This window comes from Candidatus Desulfolinea nitratireducens, assembly GCF_982879505.1.
The window spans coordinates 21706-37884 of sequence record NZ_CEYOSI010000004.1; the positions used below are offsets into that span (position 1 = coordinate 21706).

Genomic DNA, 16179 nt, shown 5'->3' on the forward strand with positions numbered 1-16179 from the left:
GATTTTTACCACTGCCTCTTTGCCCGTGCTCGTGAACGTATGATGGTCGCGATCACATTCATGCCAAGGACAAAAACCAGCAGGACAAGCGCTGTTCCGTACTGGATTTGGATCGGCATTTCCGGGACTTGTGTGGAAATGACAAAGAGATGATAAGGAAGTGCCATGGTCGCATCGAAAGGGCTGTGTGGCAAACGCGGGAGGAAGAAAGCCGCTCCTGTGAAGAGAATCGGTGCAGTCTCGCCCGCGGCACGCTCAAGACCGAGGATGACTCCAGTGATGATGCCGGGTAAGGCCTGTGGGAGTACCGTTCGACGGATGGTTTGCCAGCGTGTCCCGCCGAGTGAGATGCTGACTGTGCGGAATGATTGAGGCACGGCGCGCAACGCTTCTTCGGTAGTGCTGATGATCACGGGTAAGGTCATGATAGAGAGTGTCATTGAGGCGGAGAGGATGCTAGTACCAAAATTCAGGAATAGAACGAAAAGCCCCAATCCGAAGAGCCCATATACCACGGAGGGAATCCCCGCCAGATTGATGATCGCCAGTCGAATCAGTCGCGTGAGTCTGTTTTCGGATGCATATTCAGAGAGATAGATCGCAGCTGCAATGCCAAGTGGCACCGAAAATACCGCTGTGCCGAGGGTGAGATAGAAGGTCCCGATGATGGCTGGCAGGATGCCGCCCTCACGCATCCCCTCGCGTGGAAAGCCGGTAATGAATTCCCATGAGATAGCGGGTGCACCTTGCACAATGATGTAAATAACAGTCCCAATGATAGGGATGACTGTTAAAAGAGTCATCAGAGTTAACAGAGAGAAGCCTAATTTTTGGGTAAGATCCCGGTTTTTTGTGAGGATTTTATTCATAGGTTTATGACAACACTCGTTCGGCACGTTTCTTCTGTCGGAAAACGACAGCCGAGGCAGCAACATTGACGGTCATTGAGATCAGGAATAAGACCATGCCGATAAAAAAGAGTACATGATAATGGGTGCTGGCATTGGCGACTTCACCCATCTCGGCAGCGATGGTGGCTGTCATTGTGCGGACGGGGGAGAATAGATCTGCAAGACCAGTGGCGAGGACAGGGGCATTGCCTGTGACCATCATCACGGTCATCGTCTCACCGATGGATCGTCCTACACCAAGCATGACAGCGGTTAATACGCCAGAGCGTGCAGCGGGCAAAGTGACACGCCAGATGGTCTGCCAGCGGGTTGCGCCTATTGCCAGCGCTGCGTCGCGGTAGGATTTGGGGACTGCATCCAATGCATCTTCGGCAATTGAGACAACGGTAGGGATGGCGATCCCCCCCAAAAGCAGGGACCCGGACAATGCTGTTAATCCCGTGGGCAGGTTCAGGGTCACGCGGAGTGTCGGTGATAGGATGAGGATTCCTAAAAATCCGAGCACGACAGAAGGTAATCCGCCTAATAGTTCCACTAAGGGTTTGAGCAAATTCCGCACCCAGCGTGGGGCAATCTCTGCGAGGTAGATGGCTGTCCCGATCCCGAAAGGCACAGCGATCAATCCCGCGCCAATGGTCACCAAAAGAGAGCCTGTGATAAGCGGCAGGATGCCATAATAGCTCTCAATGGGATACCAACGCAGATCGAAGAGATCGCCGAGTGGGACTTCGGCAAGGGTGGGCAGACCTTCTTTGAGGAGAAAAAAGAAGATCAGGCTTACAAAAATGACGGCTGAATAGCCAGAGAATTTGATAAGGCGGGTAATAATATATTCACGCCAGTTCAGGTCTTTTTCCATCTGTTCTCCATGAAATAAATTGTAACAAATTTATGGTGATGTACAGTTATTTTTAATAATATTATCCTGCGTGAATTGATCTGGTTTATTCATAAAATAACTAATATCGTCAAGCAAGGGAAAATCGCTGTCAAAATAATGATTGAATATTATTCTGAAAGAATTAACTGGGGTTATGGTGCTATAAAGCGCAGCCTTCGATTCTGTATTGAGATAATATGCATTTAAAATTGATAATCTCATTTGAGGGGTGATAGCGCTTCCAAAAGCACCATGATCCCCTTGAATAATGATGATGGGATGAATATCTGATTTTTCAATAATTGTTTTGATAACCGGAAAAAGGTGGGCATTGATGAATTCAACATTCGATATATAGCCAGAACGTTTGTTGTCTGTCCATTGAAATTTTCCTGAAGGTGCGAATATATAAGGGGGATGAGGAACAAGAATATGAGCAAAGACAAAATTTTGTCCACTCATCTGGGGAATATTTTCTAATTCATCCAGGATAAAAAGCGTTTGGCGGTAATGCTCATTATGTTCGGCTTGTTGTATATCTGTAAGTGTTAGTCCAGGGATTAGTTGAGGCATATCATAGAATAATTTAAAAAGGGTGGTCTTCAGTAGCTCTGCTTCAAATTCATTTGGACCACCTGCCAGGTCGACAAGCCCCAAAGCTTGTTGGTTGCGAGAAATATGAATATCTTCCAGCAAATCAAAATGCCCTGTTGCACTATTTTCAAATGCTATGGTGGTGTAGCCCAATTTTTGCAAGGTTTGGTTTACAAAACTTGATTTTAGTGGAGGAAGCATTTCAATATTTGAATAATTTTGCAGATAATCAGCATTCATTACTGAACTAAGTGAATATTTTGTAATTGGATAGTTACTTTGACTGCATTCTGCTACATAAAACCCTAGCTCACTTAAATTTCCCGTGAAATCTGAGTTATCAAAATCATATTCATCTTTAAGGACATCAGCTCTTGTATACCCATCTAGAATAATCAGATAAATATCTGGTAATTCGGCCGAAAGTTGATTGGTGAATGCTGTTCTATCATGCAATTCATTTTCTGCTTTGGCCGCGGTTTTATATAAGGAAAGATCATAGATAAGTGACTGACCAAGGGCTAAAATTAGCAGTATCAAACTGAAATTCGCTAAAAACTGATTTATTGGCTGGATATTTTGAAGGCGTAACAAGGATGCGCTTAAAAGGATTAAGGTCAATAAATAGATAATTGCCAGATACCGGTGTCGAAAGCCCTCAAATAGTTGTTCAAATTGCATATATATATGGCCGTAAGAAAAGAGCAAAGTGATGATTAGCGTAGCAATCAAGCGGGCTTTATTCCAATCTTTTATAATCAGTTTAAATAATAAAAGCAAAATCGCAGTAATCAAAAAGGATATTAGAAGTGACCGGATAATTGCATTTATGTTGACGTATACAAGATTCTGATTTCGCAAAGCAAAAACAGGATATGCAGCGAATAAAAGGGGGTAAATATTTAAAAGAACTTTTTTCATAATGGATCTTTGTCTAAATGACGATAATGTAAATTATTTTTTGGGGGGGGATAAATTTGCCTAATTCATGGTGCGGTTATTTTCAAAACTTAATTTATCGGCACAAAACCCAACTCCCTAACGATCTCTTGAGCCTGTGCAGACATGATCCAATCAAGATATTCCTTGACCGCACCCGTTGGCTCGCCATCGGTATACATATAGAGATCTCGTGCAATTGGATATGTGCCAGAATTGACGGTCTCTACCGATGGCAGGATGAAAGCATCACCTGCTTCAGGGGCAATAGCGATCACCTTCAGATCATGGGGGACATATCCCAATCCATCATAACCGATTGCATTTGGATTTTGACGCACTTCGATGATAATTCCTTCCGATGAGGGTAGCAATAATGTATTGGTGGAAAAAAGGGTATCAGAATCCTTGACGCCCAAACGCAAAACAGTTTCCAAAAAATATACGTGTGTGCCAGAATTGGTCTCACGAGAAAGGCGCACGATTGGCCGATCTTCGCCGCCGACCTCGCTCCAGTTGGTGTATACGCCGCTGTAAATATCAGATATTTGTTGCAGGGTCAACTTGGTAACAGGATTTTCTGGATTGACGATTACTGCAATCGCATCCCTGGCAATGATATGCTCGACAGGGACGATCCCTTTATCGGCAGCCAGGTCAATCTCGTTGGATTTGATCTGACGGGATGCGTTGGCGATATCCACGGTTCCGTTAACCAGCGCGGCGATTCCCGTCCCCGACCCTCCGCCTGTTACCGATAAACGGATATTGGGGTAATCCATTTGGTATTGTTCAGCCCAAGCCAGCGCCAGGTTGACAATCGTATCCGAACCTTTATTTTCAATATAGCTTTGGGGCTGGGCGTCTGTACCTCCCTGCCCGGAAGATGAACACGAGACCAAAAAGATAAATAAAAGGATGAGGGGAATGATGCGTTTCATAATTCCGAATTATAGCGTTAAATATCAACAATAAATATCGGGTTTAGGGTAAAATCACGCCATGTCTACTGAAGAGCCAGTTTTCGCAATCTCAAATCTTGATTTTTACTATGGGGAAAAACGGGCTTTGTCCAACATCAATATGGAGATCATGCCTCGCAAGGTGACCGCCCTGATCGGCCCCTCCGGATGTGGCAAATCGACCTATTTGCGTTGTCTCAACCGGATGAACGATACCATTTCTGGAACGCATGTGGAGGGGGAGATTCGCCTGCATGGCGAGAATATTTACGCGCCATCAACAGATGTCGTGGAGCTACGTCAACGCGTGGGGATGGTTTTTCAGACGCCCAACCCTTTTCCCCAATCGATTTTTGATAATGTCGCCTTTGGCCCCCGCGTTCTCGGTCTTTCTGAAAATAAAATTGCCCTTGAAGAAACTGTTGAGCAGAGTCTGCGTAAAGCTGCGCTCTGGAACGATGTCAAAGATGACTTGAAACAAGGGGCCATGGGTCTTTCGCTGGGCCAACAGCAGCGGCTTTGTATTGCCCGTGTTATTGCGGTGCAGCCTGAAGTCATCCTGATGGACGAATCAACATCTGCTCTTGATCCCATCGCGACGGGACACATAGAAGATTTGATCGCGGAATTGAAAAAGGAATACACCATTATCATCGTTACTCATAATATGCAGCAGGCTGCGCGTGTTTCCGATTCAACCGGACTCTTCTGGCTGGGTGAGCTGATCGAATTTGCACCCACAAAAGAGCTTTTTACCCGTCCTAAGGAAGAATTGACCGAAGCATATATTACCGGACGTATGGGGTAATTATTCAATAGTTGTCCTGGTCTGATAAAGCCACAGCTCAGCCCAAATTTGTTTGGACTGAGCTGTGGCTTTGGTTGACAAAACTCTCGTTTCGGATACAATACTCTTCGCCAGCCGGAGTGGCGGAACTGGCAGACGCGCTACGTTCAGGGCGTAGTGAGCTTATGCTCATATGGGTTCGACTCCCATCTTCGGCACAAGAAAAAGACCCGTTTTTTATGGGTCTTTTTTTATTTAATTTGGAGCACATTTTAGGGGCGTCTCGCGGTATAATTAGGGCAGGTTCTCGCGCAGTATTTCTCCCGCCAGAAGTACGTAAAATGGCGTTTTTTTTATTATATTTCAAGAAGGAAATACCATGGAAGCAGGCAATATTCAACCGGTTGATATTAATCACGAAATGCGCTCCTCATATCTTGATTATGCAATGAGCGTAATCGTTGCACGCGCGCTCCCAGATGCGCGTGACGGATTGAAACCTGTACATCGGCGTATCTTATATGCCATGCACGATATGGGCATCCGCGCGACGGGATCGCATAAGAAATCTGCCCGTATTGTCGGCGAAGTCCTGGGGAAATACCATCCCCATGGCGATTCGGCAGTCTACGAATCGATGGCGAGAATGGCGCAGGATTTCTCCCTCCGTTATATGCTTGTGGATGGACAGGGAAACTTTGGCTCGATCGACGGAGACTCTCCCGCTGCTATGCGTTATACCGAAGCGCGGCTGGGTAAACTTGCTGAAGAGATGCTCGTTAATATTGAAAAAGAGACCGTTGATTTTGCCCCCAACTTTGATGATTCTCTCCAGGAGCCAACTGTTTTACCCTCCCGGTTGCCGAATCTCCTGCTGAATGGTTCTTCGGGTATCGCTGTTGGTATGGCGACCAATATCCCACCACATAATTTAGGCGAACTTTCCAATGCTTTGCTTTATATGATCGATAATTATGAGGATATAGACGAGATCGCGATTGACAAGTTAATGGAATTTATTCCCGGACCCGATTTCCCGACTGGCGGAATTATTGTCGGGATGGAGGGAATTGTCCAGGCATATAGCACAGGTAAAGGTCGTGTTGTGATGCGGGGAATGGCGCATGTCGAGGAGATGCGTACCGGACGCTATAAGATCGTCGTTACTGAAATCCCTTATCAAATCAACAAAACTACGCTTATCGAGCGAATTGCATCCCTGGCACGCAGCGGAAAGATTGACTCCATCTCTGATTTGCGCGATGAATCTGATAGAACCGGGATGAGTATTGTGATCGAACTCAAACGTGGCTCCCAGCCCAAAAAGGTGTTGAACCAGCTTTACAAATACACCACGCTTCAATCCACCTTTGGTGTACAGATGCTGGCACTGGTGAATAATGAGCCAAAATTACTTTCATTGAAGCGTGCTCTGCAACATTTCATTGAGCATCGTCGTGAAGTTATCACACGTCGCACCGAATTCGATCTTAGGAAAGCCCGCGACCGTGCCCATATTTTAGATGGTTTGATCATTGCTCTTGACAATATTGATGCGGTTATTGAGACAATCCGATCCTCTGCAGATGTAGACGAAGCCAAAAGTAATTTGATGACTCGCTTCAAATTGAGCGAGATTCAGGCTCAGGCAATTCTCGATATGCAGTTGCGTCGTTTGGCTGCGTTGGAACGCTGGAAAATCGAAGAAGAGCATAAAGAGATCATGGCAAAGATTGCCTTTTACGAAGAGTTGCTCGCTGATTCCAAAAAAATCTTGGTGATCATCAAAGAAGATCTGCAAGAACTCTCAGAAAAATACGGTGACGAACGGCGTACACGGATTGCAGCAAATGCCAGTGGTGATCTCAATGAAGAAGATCTCGTTGAAGATGAAGCTGTTTTGGTAACGATTACCGAGCGTGGTTATATCAAGCGTGTTGTTGCCATAACCTTCCGCACCCAGGGACGAGGAGGGCGCGGCGTAAGGGGGCATACCACCCGGGATCAAGATGAAATCATGATGATGATTCCCGCCCGCACATTGGATACGATTCTCTTCTTCACAGACAAGGGAAAGGTTTACTCGGAGAAAACCTATCAGATCCCCGAGGCAAGCCGAATCGGAAAGGGTATCCCTGTCGTCAATATCCTGGCCCTCGATGCTGATGAGCGGATCACCGCCGCGATTCCAGTTCCCGATTTTAATAATGCAGCTTTTTGTACTTTAACGACTCTTGGCGGGCGCATAAAACGTGTAGCCCTCTCTGAATTTGCGTCAGTCCGTCCCTCCGGCTTAATTGCCATGGGCCTGAACGGTGATGACAAACTTGGTTGGGCGAAACTGACCAGTGGTGATGATGAGATCATCCTTGTCACCGAGTTGGGAAAGGCCTTGCGTTATTCTGAGAAGCAGGTCCGCTCAATGGGGCGTCCGGCCGCGGGTGTGATCGGGATTCGTCTTGCCAAGGGCGATAAGATGACCACCATGGATGTTATCCAACCAAATTCAACGCTGCTGACCGTTACTGAAAATGGGGTTGGCAAACAGACCCGCCTTGATGAATACTCCCCCAAGGGGCGCGGCACACAGGGCATCCTGACCATTGACAAGAACGCCATTCCGATTGTTGGAAAGATCGTTGCGGCGCGTGTTGTTCAACAGGAGGATCATCTCACCCTGATGTCTACAGGGGGAGTGATAATCCGCTTGAAAGTCAAAGATGTGAAAACAGCCGGGCGCGCAACACGAGGTGTTCATCTGATGCGCGTGCAGGAGGGTGATACTGTCGCTGCGGTTGCACGTATCGCTGCTGAAGATTTGAAACAAGTTGGCGTGGATTTAGAGACCGAGAACGATACTCCGGACGATGGGCAGAAGGAATTGCTTTAGCTTATTTTTCCCCTAAACCAAAAAGAGCCGCACCAATCAAGGTGCGGCTCTTTTCTTCTTTAGACTAATTAGAATATTGCCAAACGCTGTGTTACAAGCAAAAGCATCGATCCGATCAAACAGACAGTCATAAAAAGCATGACCGCAATTATAAAGCGCTGCAATGGGGATAAATCTAAAATCGGCTTTAAAAAACCGGAAGAATCATTTGTCCGTCGATCTCTTCCCCCCATATCGACTTCAAGAAAATCGGGCAATCCATCATCTTCGTATAAAGGTGACGCATCGGCGTCATCACGCAAATTATCTAACATAAATCACCTCTTCACTTGTATTTTCGAGTATATCATAACTGTGTTGGACGCAAATGAACATCCCCAAAATGGATAGATTCAACTGTATCAAGGTGCAAACTGCCATCCTGATTTAGCCCTAAAACCCTTCCGTGGATGACCTGCCCGTCGCCCCCCGTAATTTCAACCTGCTTGCCGCGAAAAGCCAATTTCTCTCCCCAGGCAGCTACCATTTCTTCCCTCCCCAAAAGCGGACGCCATTTAAGGAGCGCGGTCAAAAACCCATGGAGAACTTCAACACGGTCTACGGATTTGCCAAGAACCTCTTCGAGGCTCGTTGCGGGGAAATGCAATTCTCCCTCTGGCGGCACTGCGGAGGCATGGATATTCACGCCCATCCCCAACACGATCGCTTTTGCGACATCGCCAATCCAACTGACCTCGACAAGTATTCCGGCCACTTTTTTTCCGTGGATCAGAATATCGTTTGGCCATTTGATCTCAGGCTTTAGTGCATAGTTCTCCTCCAGGGTGGTGGCGAGGGCTAAGGCACCGAGTCCTGTAAGGAGAGAGATATTTTGATTTTCGCGGTTCTTTGGGAGAAGAAGCAGGCTCAGGGCAAGGGCGGAATCGGGCGGTGTTTGCCAACCTCGTCCGCCGCGTCCGCGACCTGTCGTTTGCTCATTGGCGATTACGAGAGAAAAATCCCGCGCATCCTCCTGCGCCCAGGCAAGGGCAATATCGTTGGTTGAGCTGACCTCCTCAAAATAGCGCAAACCGCCCAACGGGATGTCTCGCAGGGCGGTTAGGAGTTTTACTTCGTACATATGCTTCTGGCTAGGGTGCAGGCAGCCAGCGCCAGGGATTTTGGAAAGCTCCGTTATTACGAACCTCAAAATGAAGGTGAGCGCCAAAGGAATTACCTGTATTGCCGGAGAGCCCGATAAGCTGACCAGCGAAAACGCTTTGGCAACGACCTGCGTTAATGCTGCTTAAGTGGGCATAAAGAGTTGCAAAGCCATTGCCGTGATCAATTGCCACAACATTGCCGTAACCGTAATTATAGCCACCCTGTGCCATTGTTACCACGCCGCTGTCGGAGGCATAAACCGCTGCGCCAGTGTTGGCGGCTATATCAATAGCAAGATGTCCTGACCAGAAATCGTTGCCGGTGAGGTAATGGTTGTCTGCAGGCCAGATGAAATATCCTGTGCCAACCGCGCCACCTGGACAACTACTGTTGGAAATATTAGATGTGCCTGAATCTCCGCTTGCTTCAATCGGAATAACCCATTGGATAAATTCACGTGATCCACCGGGGATCATTACCCAGTCGCCGGCGTTAAGGGTCGGATTGGTCAGGTCTACGTTATTGCCGGGCCAGTGTAATATATCGTTGGGGTCGGCTTCAAATTCGGCTGCAATGCTTTCAATCGTATCGGCTTCCTTCAATTGGTGATAGATTCCATCTACGGGGGGGATATTAAGCTCTTGCCCCACGCGTAAACTATCTGGGCTATCTTCAAGGGTTTCGTAGTTGGCCCAAAGGATGGTTTCCGGTTCGATATTATTTTCTGTGGCAATGCTAAACGTGGAATCTCCACGTGCAACGGTGTAGTGGGTCACTTCGTAGTTTGGGCGGTCTTCAGGGATGAGGGTTTTTAGGGTGATCTGGCGTCTGATCGCGTTGGTGTTGACGCCCAGGGTGGGAGCGCTGCCCGGTAATGCCGCAATTGAAGGATTGGTTTCAGGAGCAATTGTTGCCTCACTGACGATGGGAGGCGCAGTTTCTACAAAGGCATCTTTATTGTTATAGGCAATGAAGATGATAACCGCGACAAGTACAAATGTGAGCACCCAACTCAGGATTGAAAAAAGATTATTTTTAAGAAAGGACATAAGAAGATGGAATACGGTTTTAATTAAATTTCCTTGGTTAATGAGTCGAGGAAATCTTCGTTGTCTTTTGCATCCCGCAAACGTTGAATAATCGCTTCCATGGCCGCACCCTGCGCCATTCCTGCCCCTTGTGGTTTGGGTGTGGTCATTTGAATATACATACGGCGCATTAGCCAAACTTGCTTGAGCAGGTCAGGTCCAAGCAGCAAATCTTCGCGGCGAGTAGATGAGCGGTCAATATCGAGGGCGGGGAAGATGCGTCGTTCTTGCAGGCGGCGTGAGAGATGCAATTCCATATTGCCAGTGCCCTTGAATTCCTCGTAGACCACATCGTCAAGACGGGACCCGGTATCTACCAGGCAGGTGGCGATGATGCTCAATGAGCCACCATCTTCAATATTACGCGCGGCACCGAAAAAGCGTTTTGGCGGGTAAAGGGCAGAAGGATCCAATCCACCAGAGAGAGTCCGGCCAGAGGGGTTGACGACGAGGTTATAGGCACGGGCCAGGCGTGTAATCGAATCCATTAGGATTACGACATCGCGTCCTACCTCGACAAGACGTTTGGCTCGCTCCAATGCAATTTCTGCCGTGCGGACGTGGGAGGTGACCGGCTCATCAAATGTGGATGCGATCACTTCGGCGTCTACTGAACGATCCATATCGGTTACTTCTTCGGGACGTTCGCCGATCAGTGCGACCATCAAATGAATTTCCGGGTATTTTTGTGAAATTGCGTTGGCGATATTCTTGAGAATGGTGGTCTTGCCTGCTTTGGGTGGCGAGACAATCAACCCTCTCTGACCGCGACCAATCGGGGCGATTAAGTTTATCAGACGGGTTGCGAGCTCGCGCGGATCGTGCTCAAGATCGAAGCGCCGATCAGGGAAAATCGGGACAAGGTTTTCAAATTTGGGTCGGCGCCGAGCCTCTTCCGGGTCAATACCGTTGACGGTATCCACCTTGGTCAGCCCGAAATGACGCTCTGATTGGCGCGGTTCACGTACAAACCCAACTACCATATCCCCATTGCGTAAATTATATTTCCGCAATTGTGCCTGTGAGACGTAAATATCCTGATTGCTAATGCGATAGTTATCCGCCCGCAAAAAACCGATCCCTTCACTCATGATCTCAAGAATACCGCCGCGAATTTCGAGGCCTTCCTGCCCGGCTTCCGCTTGTCGAATATCGAGAATAAGGCGTTCTTTTTTTAGGCGGTTGGCACGCGAAATTTCATGCGTTTTTGCTATGGCGCGCAATTCTATTAGAGGAAGTTTTTCAAGTTCAAGGATGGTTTTCATGGTTGGTCTCAATTCTGCTACGTAGGAATGGGAAAAGCAATGCCCCCCAATTGTATGGGCATATATTTAAAATTGTTTTGACAAAAAAAGGGCAAGTTTCAAGATAAAATCAGGGGTTAACCAAATGGATGGTGAATTGCTGTTTGGATTCTTTCTTAGAATAATTGTGAAGGTATTTGGGGAACCCTGAAATTATAGCACGTTCATTTGGGCTGTGCAAGCAGTTTTTCGCCATTAATTCAACTAATGTTTGGGGATTTAAGTTAGGAGCAGAAGACGATTATTTGGCTGAATTTTGCTGAGACGCCAGATCAGATGCTGGGAAATTTCCCTTTGTGATGAGATGAATGACCCTTGTATTTTATTCTAATTTGCGCTTACCAATAATCCTTCCGCATGGTATAGTTCTGCTTTTCATCAAGGAGATAAAGAGATATGCAGGATTATCTTGAAGCACCACCCCGCGAAGAGAATAACTTTCAAGGAGAACAGGTTCTTGTAATCGCAGGGGGGCATTTTATTCACGACATATATTCCGCTTTTTTGGCACCCTTATTACCACTAATTATTGAAAAACTGTCTCTAACGTTAACTTTGGCTGGCTCATTGACAGCCTTCCTGCAAATTCCGGCTGTGCTGAATCCCCTTATTGGTCATTTTGCGGATAAATTCAGCATGCGCTTTTTTGTTATCCTTGCACCCGCAGTCACAGCGACCATAATGAGTTCGATGGGGTTGGCTCCTAATTACTTCACCCTGGCTTTATTACTATTCATTACTGGAATCAGTGTTGCCGCTTACCATGCACCAGCACCGGCAATGATCGCCCGAGTTTCAGGTCAACGCGTTGGCAAAGGGATGAGCTGGTTTATGGCTGGTGGTGAACTGGGACGTACGCTGGGACCGATCATCGCAGTATGGGCGGTTTCTCTTTGGTCGTTTGATGGTTTGTTCCGTGTAGCGGTGCTTGGTTGGGGGACTTCTCTGATCCTGTTTTTGCGTCTGCGTGATACACCTGTAAATATGCGAGAAAAAGGTAGTTTGCAGAGCATTGTTCCCAAAATTCGCCCACTCTTTTTGCCATTGGCCATTGCCCTTTTTTTTCGTATGTTCCTCGCCGTCAGCATGACGACTTATTTGCCAATATATATGAGGTTCAACGGAGCCAGTCTTTGGATGGCAGGAGCTTCACTCTCCATATTAGAAATTGCTGGAGTTGCCGGGGCACTGATGAGTGGTTCTCTCAGTGATCGCCTGGGACGAAAATCCATTTTATTATGGATAACAGTTATTTCATCCTTGCTAATGTTGGCTTTTTTGTATTCCGCAGATTGGATGCTGATCCCGATTTTGCTTATTCTTGGATTTACGAGTCTCTCCTCTGGGCCAGTATTGCTCGCACTTGTTCAGGATCATTTTCCAGATAACCGCGCAGTTGGGAACGGTATTTACCTGACAATGTCTTCGTTATTACGCTCTTTGGTCATGTTGCTTGTGGGCATGGCTGGAGATGCGATTGGTTTACAATCCGCATTTTTCTGGAGTGCGCTAATTTCTCTACTGGCAATCCCTGGAATTTTGATGTTACCAACGGAAAATATAGGTGAATTAGAATGACCCCATCAGCACAGAATTCCCCGCTGCCTTTACGCCGAATATTCACAGTCTGGTGGCCCCTGGCTGCAAGTTGGCTTCTGATGGGCATGGAAATGCCCATTCTGAGCGCCTTTGTGGCTCGCCTTGCTGACCCAAAAATCAACCTCGCTGCCTACGGTGGGATTGTTTTTCCACTTGCTCTGATTATCGAAGCTCCGGTTATTATGCTTCTGGCCGCCTCCACCGCACTTAGTAAAGATTGGGCTTCCTATCAAAAATTACGTAATTATATGCTCCTTGCTGGCGGATTATTGACAGCCCTCCACCTTCTCGTTGCCGCCACTCCCCTTTATTATTTCGTCGCAGAAAGTCTCCTTGGGGCGCCCTCGGAGATTATCGAACCTGCCCGAATCGGCCTGCTCATCATGACCCCCTGGACGTGGACAATCGCCTACCGCAGATTAAATCAGGGCGTCATGATTCGTTTTGGTCACTCCAATATCATTGGAGTAGGGACCGGTGTTCGTTTAGGAATGGATTTTCTTGTATTGAGTATTGGCTACATTCTCAAATTGCCTGGAATTATTGTCGCAACCAGCGCTGTTGCTGCTGGAGTGACTGCCGAAGCGATTTATATCGGATTCCGTGTCCAGCCGGTTCTGCGCGAGGAGCTTAAACCTGCTCCCGATATTCAACCTGCCCTTAACTACCGCGCCTTTGCCTCCTTTTATATCCCCCTGGTGATGACATCACTTCTTACGCTATTGATTCAACCTATAGGCAGCGCAGCCCTCGGTCGGATGCCAATGGCACTGGATTCCCTGGCCGTTTGGCCAATAGTCTCCGGATTTATTTTTATGTTACGCAGTATGGGAGTTGCCTTCAATGAAGTCGTTGTTGCTCTTTTGGACGAATCTCTTTCCACAAAATCTCTGCGCCGATTTGCCGGGATACTCTCTACAGCAACGACCGCTGCCTTGCTTCTTATCGCCGCTACTCCGCTTTCCATCTTCTGGCTTCGGGATATTTCGGCTCTCTCGCCTTCATTGACTGAAATTGCGCGCACCGGACTTTGGATTGGGATCCTCTTACCTGCTTTGAATACCCTCCAAAGTTGGTATCAGGGGGCTTTGTTGAACAGTGGCAAAACACGGGGAATTTCAGAAGCCGTGGTTGTTTTCCTTGTTGTGACAGGATTATTGCTGTGGGGCGGTGTAGCCTGGGGGAAAACGACAGGACTTTTTGTTGGCTTGGCCTCTTTCAGCGTTGGGATGCTTCTCCAAACCTTTTGGCTTTGGGTGCGAAGTCGCGCCACTCTTCTTGCCCTATACGAACGAGATAATTATTAAGAACCGGTAAAATGATATTTGGTGCGATATAGACATTTTTTAGCATATATTCCGGATAGAAAAGAGCAGCCCACACCGGGCTGCTCTTTTTATACGGATAAAATGAATATGCCTATTCTTCCACCTGGTTATCCACCTCTACCTCTATCTCTTCATCTACCTCTTCATCAACAAGGACGACCATCTCCTCACCAAGCATCTGCTGGCGGACTATGTTTTCGATCTCTTCACCCATGTCGGGGTTTTGGCGCAGGAACTCTTTCGAGTTCTCGCGACCTTGTCCGAGGCGGGTTTCGCCGTAGGAGTAGAAGGAGCCGCGTTTTGTAACGATATCTGCTTCTGTTGCCAGATCAAGCAAATCACCGACCTTCGAGATGCCTTCATCGTACATAATATCAAATTCCGCTTTTTGGAAGGGCGGAGCGACCTTGTTCTTCACCACGCGCACTCGGGTACGGTTACCAATAATTTCTGCCCCAACCTTGATGGATTGGATGCGGCGCACATCAAGCCGGACAGATGCGTAAAATTTGAGTGCCTGCCCACCGGTGGTTGTTTCAGGATTGCCAAACATCACACCGATCTTTTGGCGGAGTTGGTTGGTGAAAATAACCGCAGTTTTTGTTTGGTGGATGGCTCCAGAAAGCTTGCGCAAGGCCTGCGACATCAGGCGGGCTTGGACACCCATTGTGGCATCGCCCATATCTCCCTCAATTTCCGAGCGAGGAATCAAGGCGGCAACTGAGTCGATCACCACGATTTCCACGGCGCCAGAACGAATCAATGTTTCGGCAATTTCCAGGGCCTGTTCGCCGGTATCTGGTTGAGAGATGAGCAGATTATCAACATCCACGCCGCACTTAAGTGCATAGCTGGGATCAAGGGCATGTTCCATATCAATAAATGCTGCTATACCGCCCAATTTTTGTGTTTCAGCGACAATATGCTGACAGATAGTAGTTTTCCCCGATGATTCAGGACCATAAATTTCAGTGATGCGTCCTCGCGGGATCCCGCCAACGCCAAGCGCAATATCGAGGGAAAGGGAGCCGGTTGGGATCACGTCTGTTTCCAGACCATGCGCATCCCCAAGCTTCATGATTGAGCCTTCACCATACCGTTTAATAATATCGCCAAGCGCTTTATCCAGTACTGCCTGGCGAGCCTCGTCATTTTTTGTGTTGTGTTTTCTACTTTTTGCCATTTCATTCTCCAAAAGTCTATAGTCGATTGTCAATTAAAAATAATTATAGCACAGATGTTCAGTCCGTCAAGTTTTTACCGTCTGAATGTGGTGCGGCTAGATCGCGAAAAGGTTAATTATCCGGTAAGGGTGTTAGCCCTTCCATACCGGGATTTTCAGGTAAAATAAAGTCAAACCCCTCCAACCCCTTGAATGTAAAATAACTAACCTGCCCAGGAAAAATCTGGATCTGATATTGATATTCCTCCCGCTCATTGTCAATATGAAGTTCATACCAACCTGCCGGAAGATTGCTCAGGACAAGATTTTCTTGATAATAATCGTCCCTGTTGACCACTCGTGGACCATAAGAGCGAACCCAGCGAATTTGCTCACTCTCATAAGATCTTACACGAAGCAAATAATGATTGAGCGGTGAACCTTTCTCGTCTACCACTCTGCCCGCCAATACTCCCCAACCCTGAGGAGGGGCGATCCACAACTCGGGGTTGTAGGTGTAGAAAAAATCATTCTCGCTAACCCGTACTTCAAAATGAAGATGGGGGCCAGTAGTATGTCCGGTAGCGCCCAC

At 47.3% G+C, this 16179-nt stretch carries 13 protein-coding genes, 1 tRNA gene and 1 pseudogene; 5 read left to right on the forward strand and 10 right to left on the reverse strand.

Annotated elements, in window-relative coordinates; genetic code table 11:
• Positions 1-5: 5 nt before the first annotated feature.
• From pstA to AC3DOM_RS00695, 4 genes are all read right to left on the reverse strand, one after another.
• Entirely contained in the window at positions 6-869 is an 864-nt protein-coding gene (gene pstA, locus AC3DOM_RS00680; RefSeq protein WP_487917094.1) for a phosphate ABC transporter permease PstA, read from the reverse strand.
• 4 nt (positions 870-873) lie between these two features.
• On the reverse strand, positions 874-1770 hold the full coding sequence (pstC, locus tag AC3DOM_RS00685) for a phosphate ABC transporter permease subunit PstC (protein WP_487917095.1): 897 nt from the start codon (positions 1768-1770) through the stop codon (positions 874-876).
• A 30-nt stretch (positions 1771-1800) separates the two neighbouring features.
• On the reverse strand, positions 1801-3306 hold the full coding sequence (locus tag AC3DOM_RS00690) for a hypothetical protein (protein ID WP_487917096.1): 1506 nt from the start codon (positions 3304-3306) through the stop codon (positions 1801-1803).
• Between the two features lie 89 nt (positions 3307-3395).
• Positions 3396-4265: a phosphate ABC transporter substrate-binding protein gene (locus AC3DOM_RS00695; protein WP_487917097.1), complete on the reverse strand. Its 870-nt coding sequence runs from the start codon at positions 4263-4265 to the stop codon at positions 3396-3398.
• A 61-nt stretch (positions 4266-4326) separates the two neighbouring features.
• Between AC3DOM_RS00695 and pstB the strand changes: the two genes are divergently transcribed.
• From pstB to gyrA, 3 genes are all read left to right on the forward strand, one after another.
• Positions 4327-5094, forward strand: a complete 768-nt coding sequence (pstB, locus tag AC3DOM_RS00700) for a phosphate ABC transporter ATP-binding protein PstB (RefSeq protein ID WP_487917098.1) — start codon at positions 4327-4329, stop codon at positions 5092-5094.
• Positions 5095-5207: 113 nt separating this feature from the next.
• Positions 5208-5291 (forward strand) — tRNA-Leu (locus AC3DOM_RS00705).
• Between the two features lie 161 nt (positions 5292-5452).
• Positions 5453-7963: a DNA gyrase subunit A gene (gyrA, locus tag AC3DOM_RS00710; protein WP_487917099.1), complete on the forward strand. Its 2511-nt coding sequence runs from the start codon at positions 5453-5455 to the stop codon at positions 7961-7963.
• Between the two features lie 68 nt (positions 7964-8031).
• Here the strand turns inward: gyrA and AC3DOM_RS00715 are convergent, their stop codons facing one another.
• From AC3DOM_RS00715 to rho, 4 genes are read right to left on the reverse strand one after another with little or no spacing between them, the layout of a single operon-like run.
• A complete protein-coding gene (locus AC3DOM_RS00715; protein WP_487917100.1) occupies positions 8032-8277 on the reverse strand; it encodes a hypothetical protein in 246 nt (81 codons plus the stop codon).
• Between the two features lie 32 nt (positions 8278-8309).
• The gene (locus tag AC3DOM_RS00720) at positions 8310-9083 is read right to left on the reverse strand and encodes a biotin--[acetyl-CoA-carboxylase] ligase (protein ID WP_487917101.1); all 774 of its coding nucleotides are present in this window, start codon (positions 9081-9083) and stop codon (positions 8310-8312) included.
• A 10-nt stretch (positions 9084-9093) separates the two neighbouring features.
• Positions 9094-10155 (reverse strand): peptidoglycan DD-metalloendopeptidase family protein, encoded by a 1062-nt coding sequence (locus AC3DOM_RS00725; RefSeq protein ID WP_487917102.1) that lies wholly within the window; start codon positions 10153-10155, stop codon positions 9094-9096.
• A 23-nt stretch (positions 10156-10178) separates the two neighbouring features.
• Entirely contained in the window at positions 10179-11459 is a 1281-nt protein-coding gene (rho, locus tag AC3DOM_RS00730; RefSeq protein WP_487917103.1) for a transcription termination factor Rho, read from the reverse strand.
• 435 nt (positions 11460-11894) lie between these two features.
• On the opposite strand from rho, the gene AC3DOM_RS00735 reads away from it, so the two are divergent.
• Both AC3DOM_RS00735 and AC3DOM_RS00740 read left to right on the forward strand, forming a co-directional pair.
• On the forward strand, positions 11895-13076 hold the full coding sequence (locus tag AC3DOM_RS00735; RefSeq protein WP_487917104.1) for an MFS transporter: 1182 nt from the start codon (positions 11895-11897) through the stop codon (positions 13074-13076).
• Entirely contained in the window at positions 13073-14404 is a 1332-nt protein-coding gene (locus AC3DOM_RS00740; RefSeq protein ID WP_487917105.1) for a hypothetical protein, read from the forward strand. Before AC3DOM_RS00735 ends, AC3DOM_RS00740 begins: the two co-directional genes overlap by 4 nt.
• A gap of 112 nt (positions 14405-14516) precedes the next feature.
• On the opposite strand, the gene recA is transcribed toward AC3DOM_RS00740, so the two are convergent.
• Entirely contained in the window at positions 14517-15608 is a 1092-nt protein-coding gene (gene recA, locus AC3DOM_RS00745) for a recombinase RecA (protein ID WP_487917106.1), read from the reverse strand.
• Between the two features lie 112 nt (positions 15609-15720).
• Positions 15721-16179: pseudogene (locus tag AC3DOM_RS00750) on the reverse strand (hypothetical protein); the annotation flags it as partial.

Bases quoted from the DNA above. Each gene is read 5' to 3' on its own strand.
- rho (WP_487917103.1), bottom strand. From the start codon at position 11,459: ATGAAAACCATCCTTGAACTTGAAAAACTTCCTCTAATAGAATTGCGC.
- AC3DOM_RS00715 (WP_487917100.1), bottom strand. From the start codon at position 8,277: ATGTTAGATAATTTGCGTGATGACGCCGATGCGTCACCTTTATACGAA.
- AC3DOM_RS00740 (WP_487917105.1), top strand. From the start codon at position 13,073: ATGACCCCATCAGCACAGAATTCCCCGCTGCCTTTACGCCGAATATTC.
- pstB (WP_487917098.1), top strand. From the start codon at position 4,327: ATGTCTACTGAAGAGCCAGTTTTCGCAATCTCAAATCTTGATTTTTAC.
- AC3DOM_RS00720 (WP_487917101.1), bottom strand. From the start codon at position 9,083: ATGTACGAAGTAAAACTCCTAACCGCCCTGCGAGACATCCCGTTGGGC.
- pstC (WP_487917095.1), bottom strand. From the start codon at position 1,770: ATGGAAAAAGACCTGAACTGGCGTGAATATATTATTACCCGCCTTATC.
- AC3DOM_RS00725 (WP_487917102.1), bottom strand. From the start codon at position 10,155: ATGTCCTTTCTTAAAAATAATCTTTTTTCAATCCTGAGTTGGGTGCTC.
- gyrA (WP_487917099.1), top strand. From the start codon at position 5,453: ATGGAAGCAGGCAATATTCAACCGGTTGATATTAATCACGAAATGCGC.
- pstA (WP_487917094.1), bottom strand. From the start codon at position 869: ATGAATAAAATCCTCACAAAAAACCGGGATCTTACCCAAAAATTAGGC.
- AC3DOM_RS00690 (WP_487917096.1), bottom strand. From the start codon at position 3,306: ATGAAAAAAGTTCTTTTAAATATTTACCCCCTTTTATTCGCTGCATAT.
- AC3DOM_RS00735 (WP_487917104.1), top strand. From the start codon at position 11,895: ATGCAGGATTATCTTGAAGCACCACCCCGCGAAGAGAATAACTTTCAA.
- recA (WP_487917106.1), bottom strand. From the start codon at position 15,608: ATGGCAAAAAGTAGAAAACACAACACAAAAAATGACGAGGCTCGCCAG.
- AC3DOM_RS00695 (WP_487917097.1), bottom strand. From the start codon at position 4,265: ATGAAACGCATCATTCCCCTCATCCTTTTATTTATCTTTTTGGTCTCG.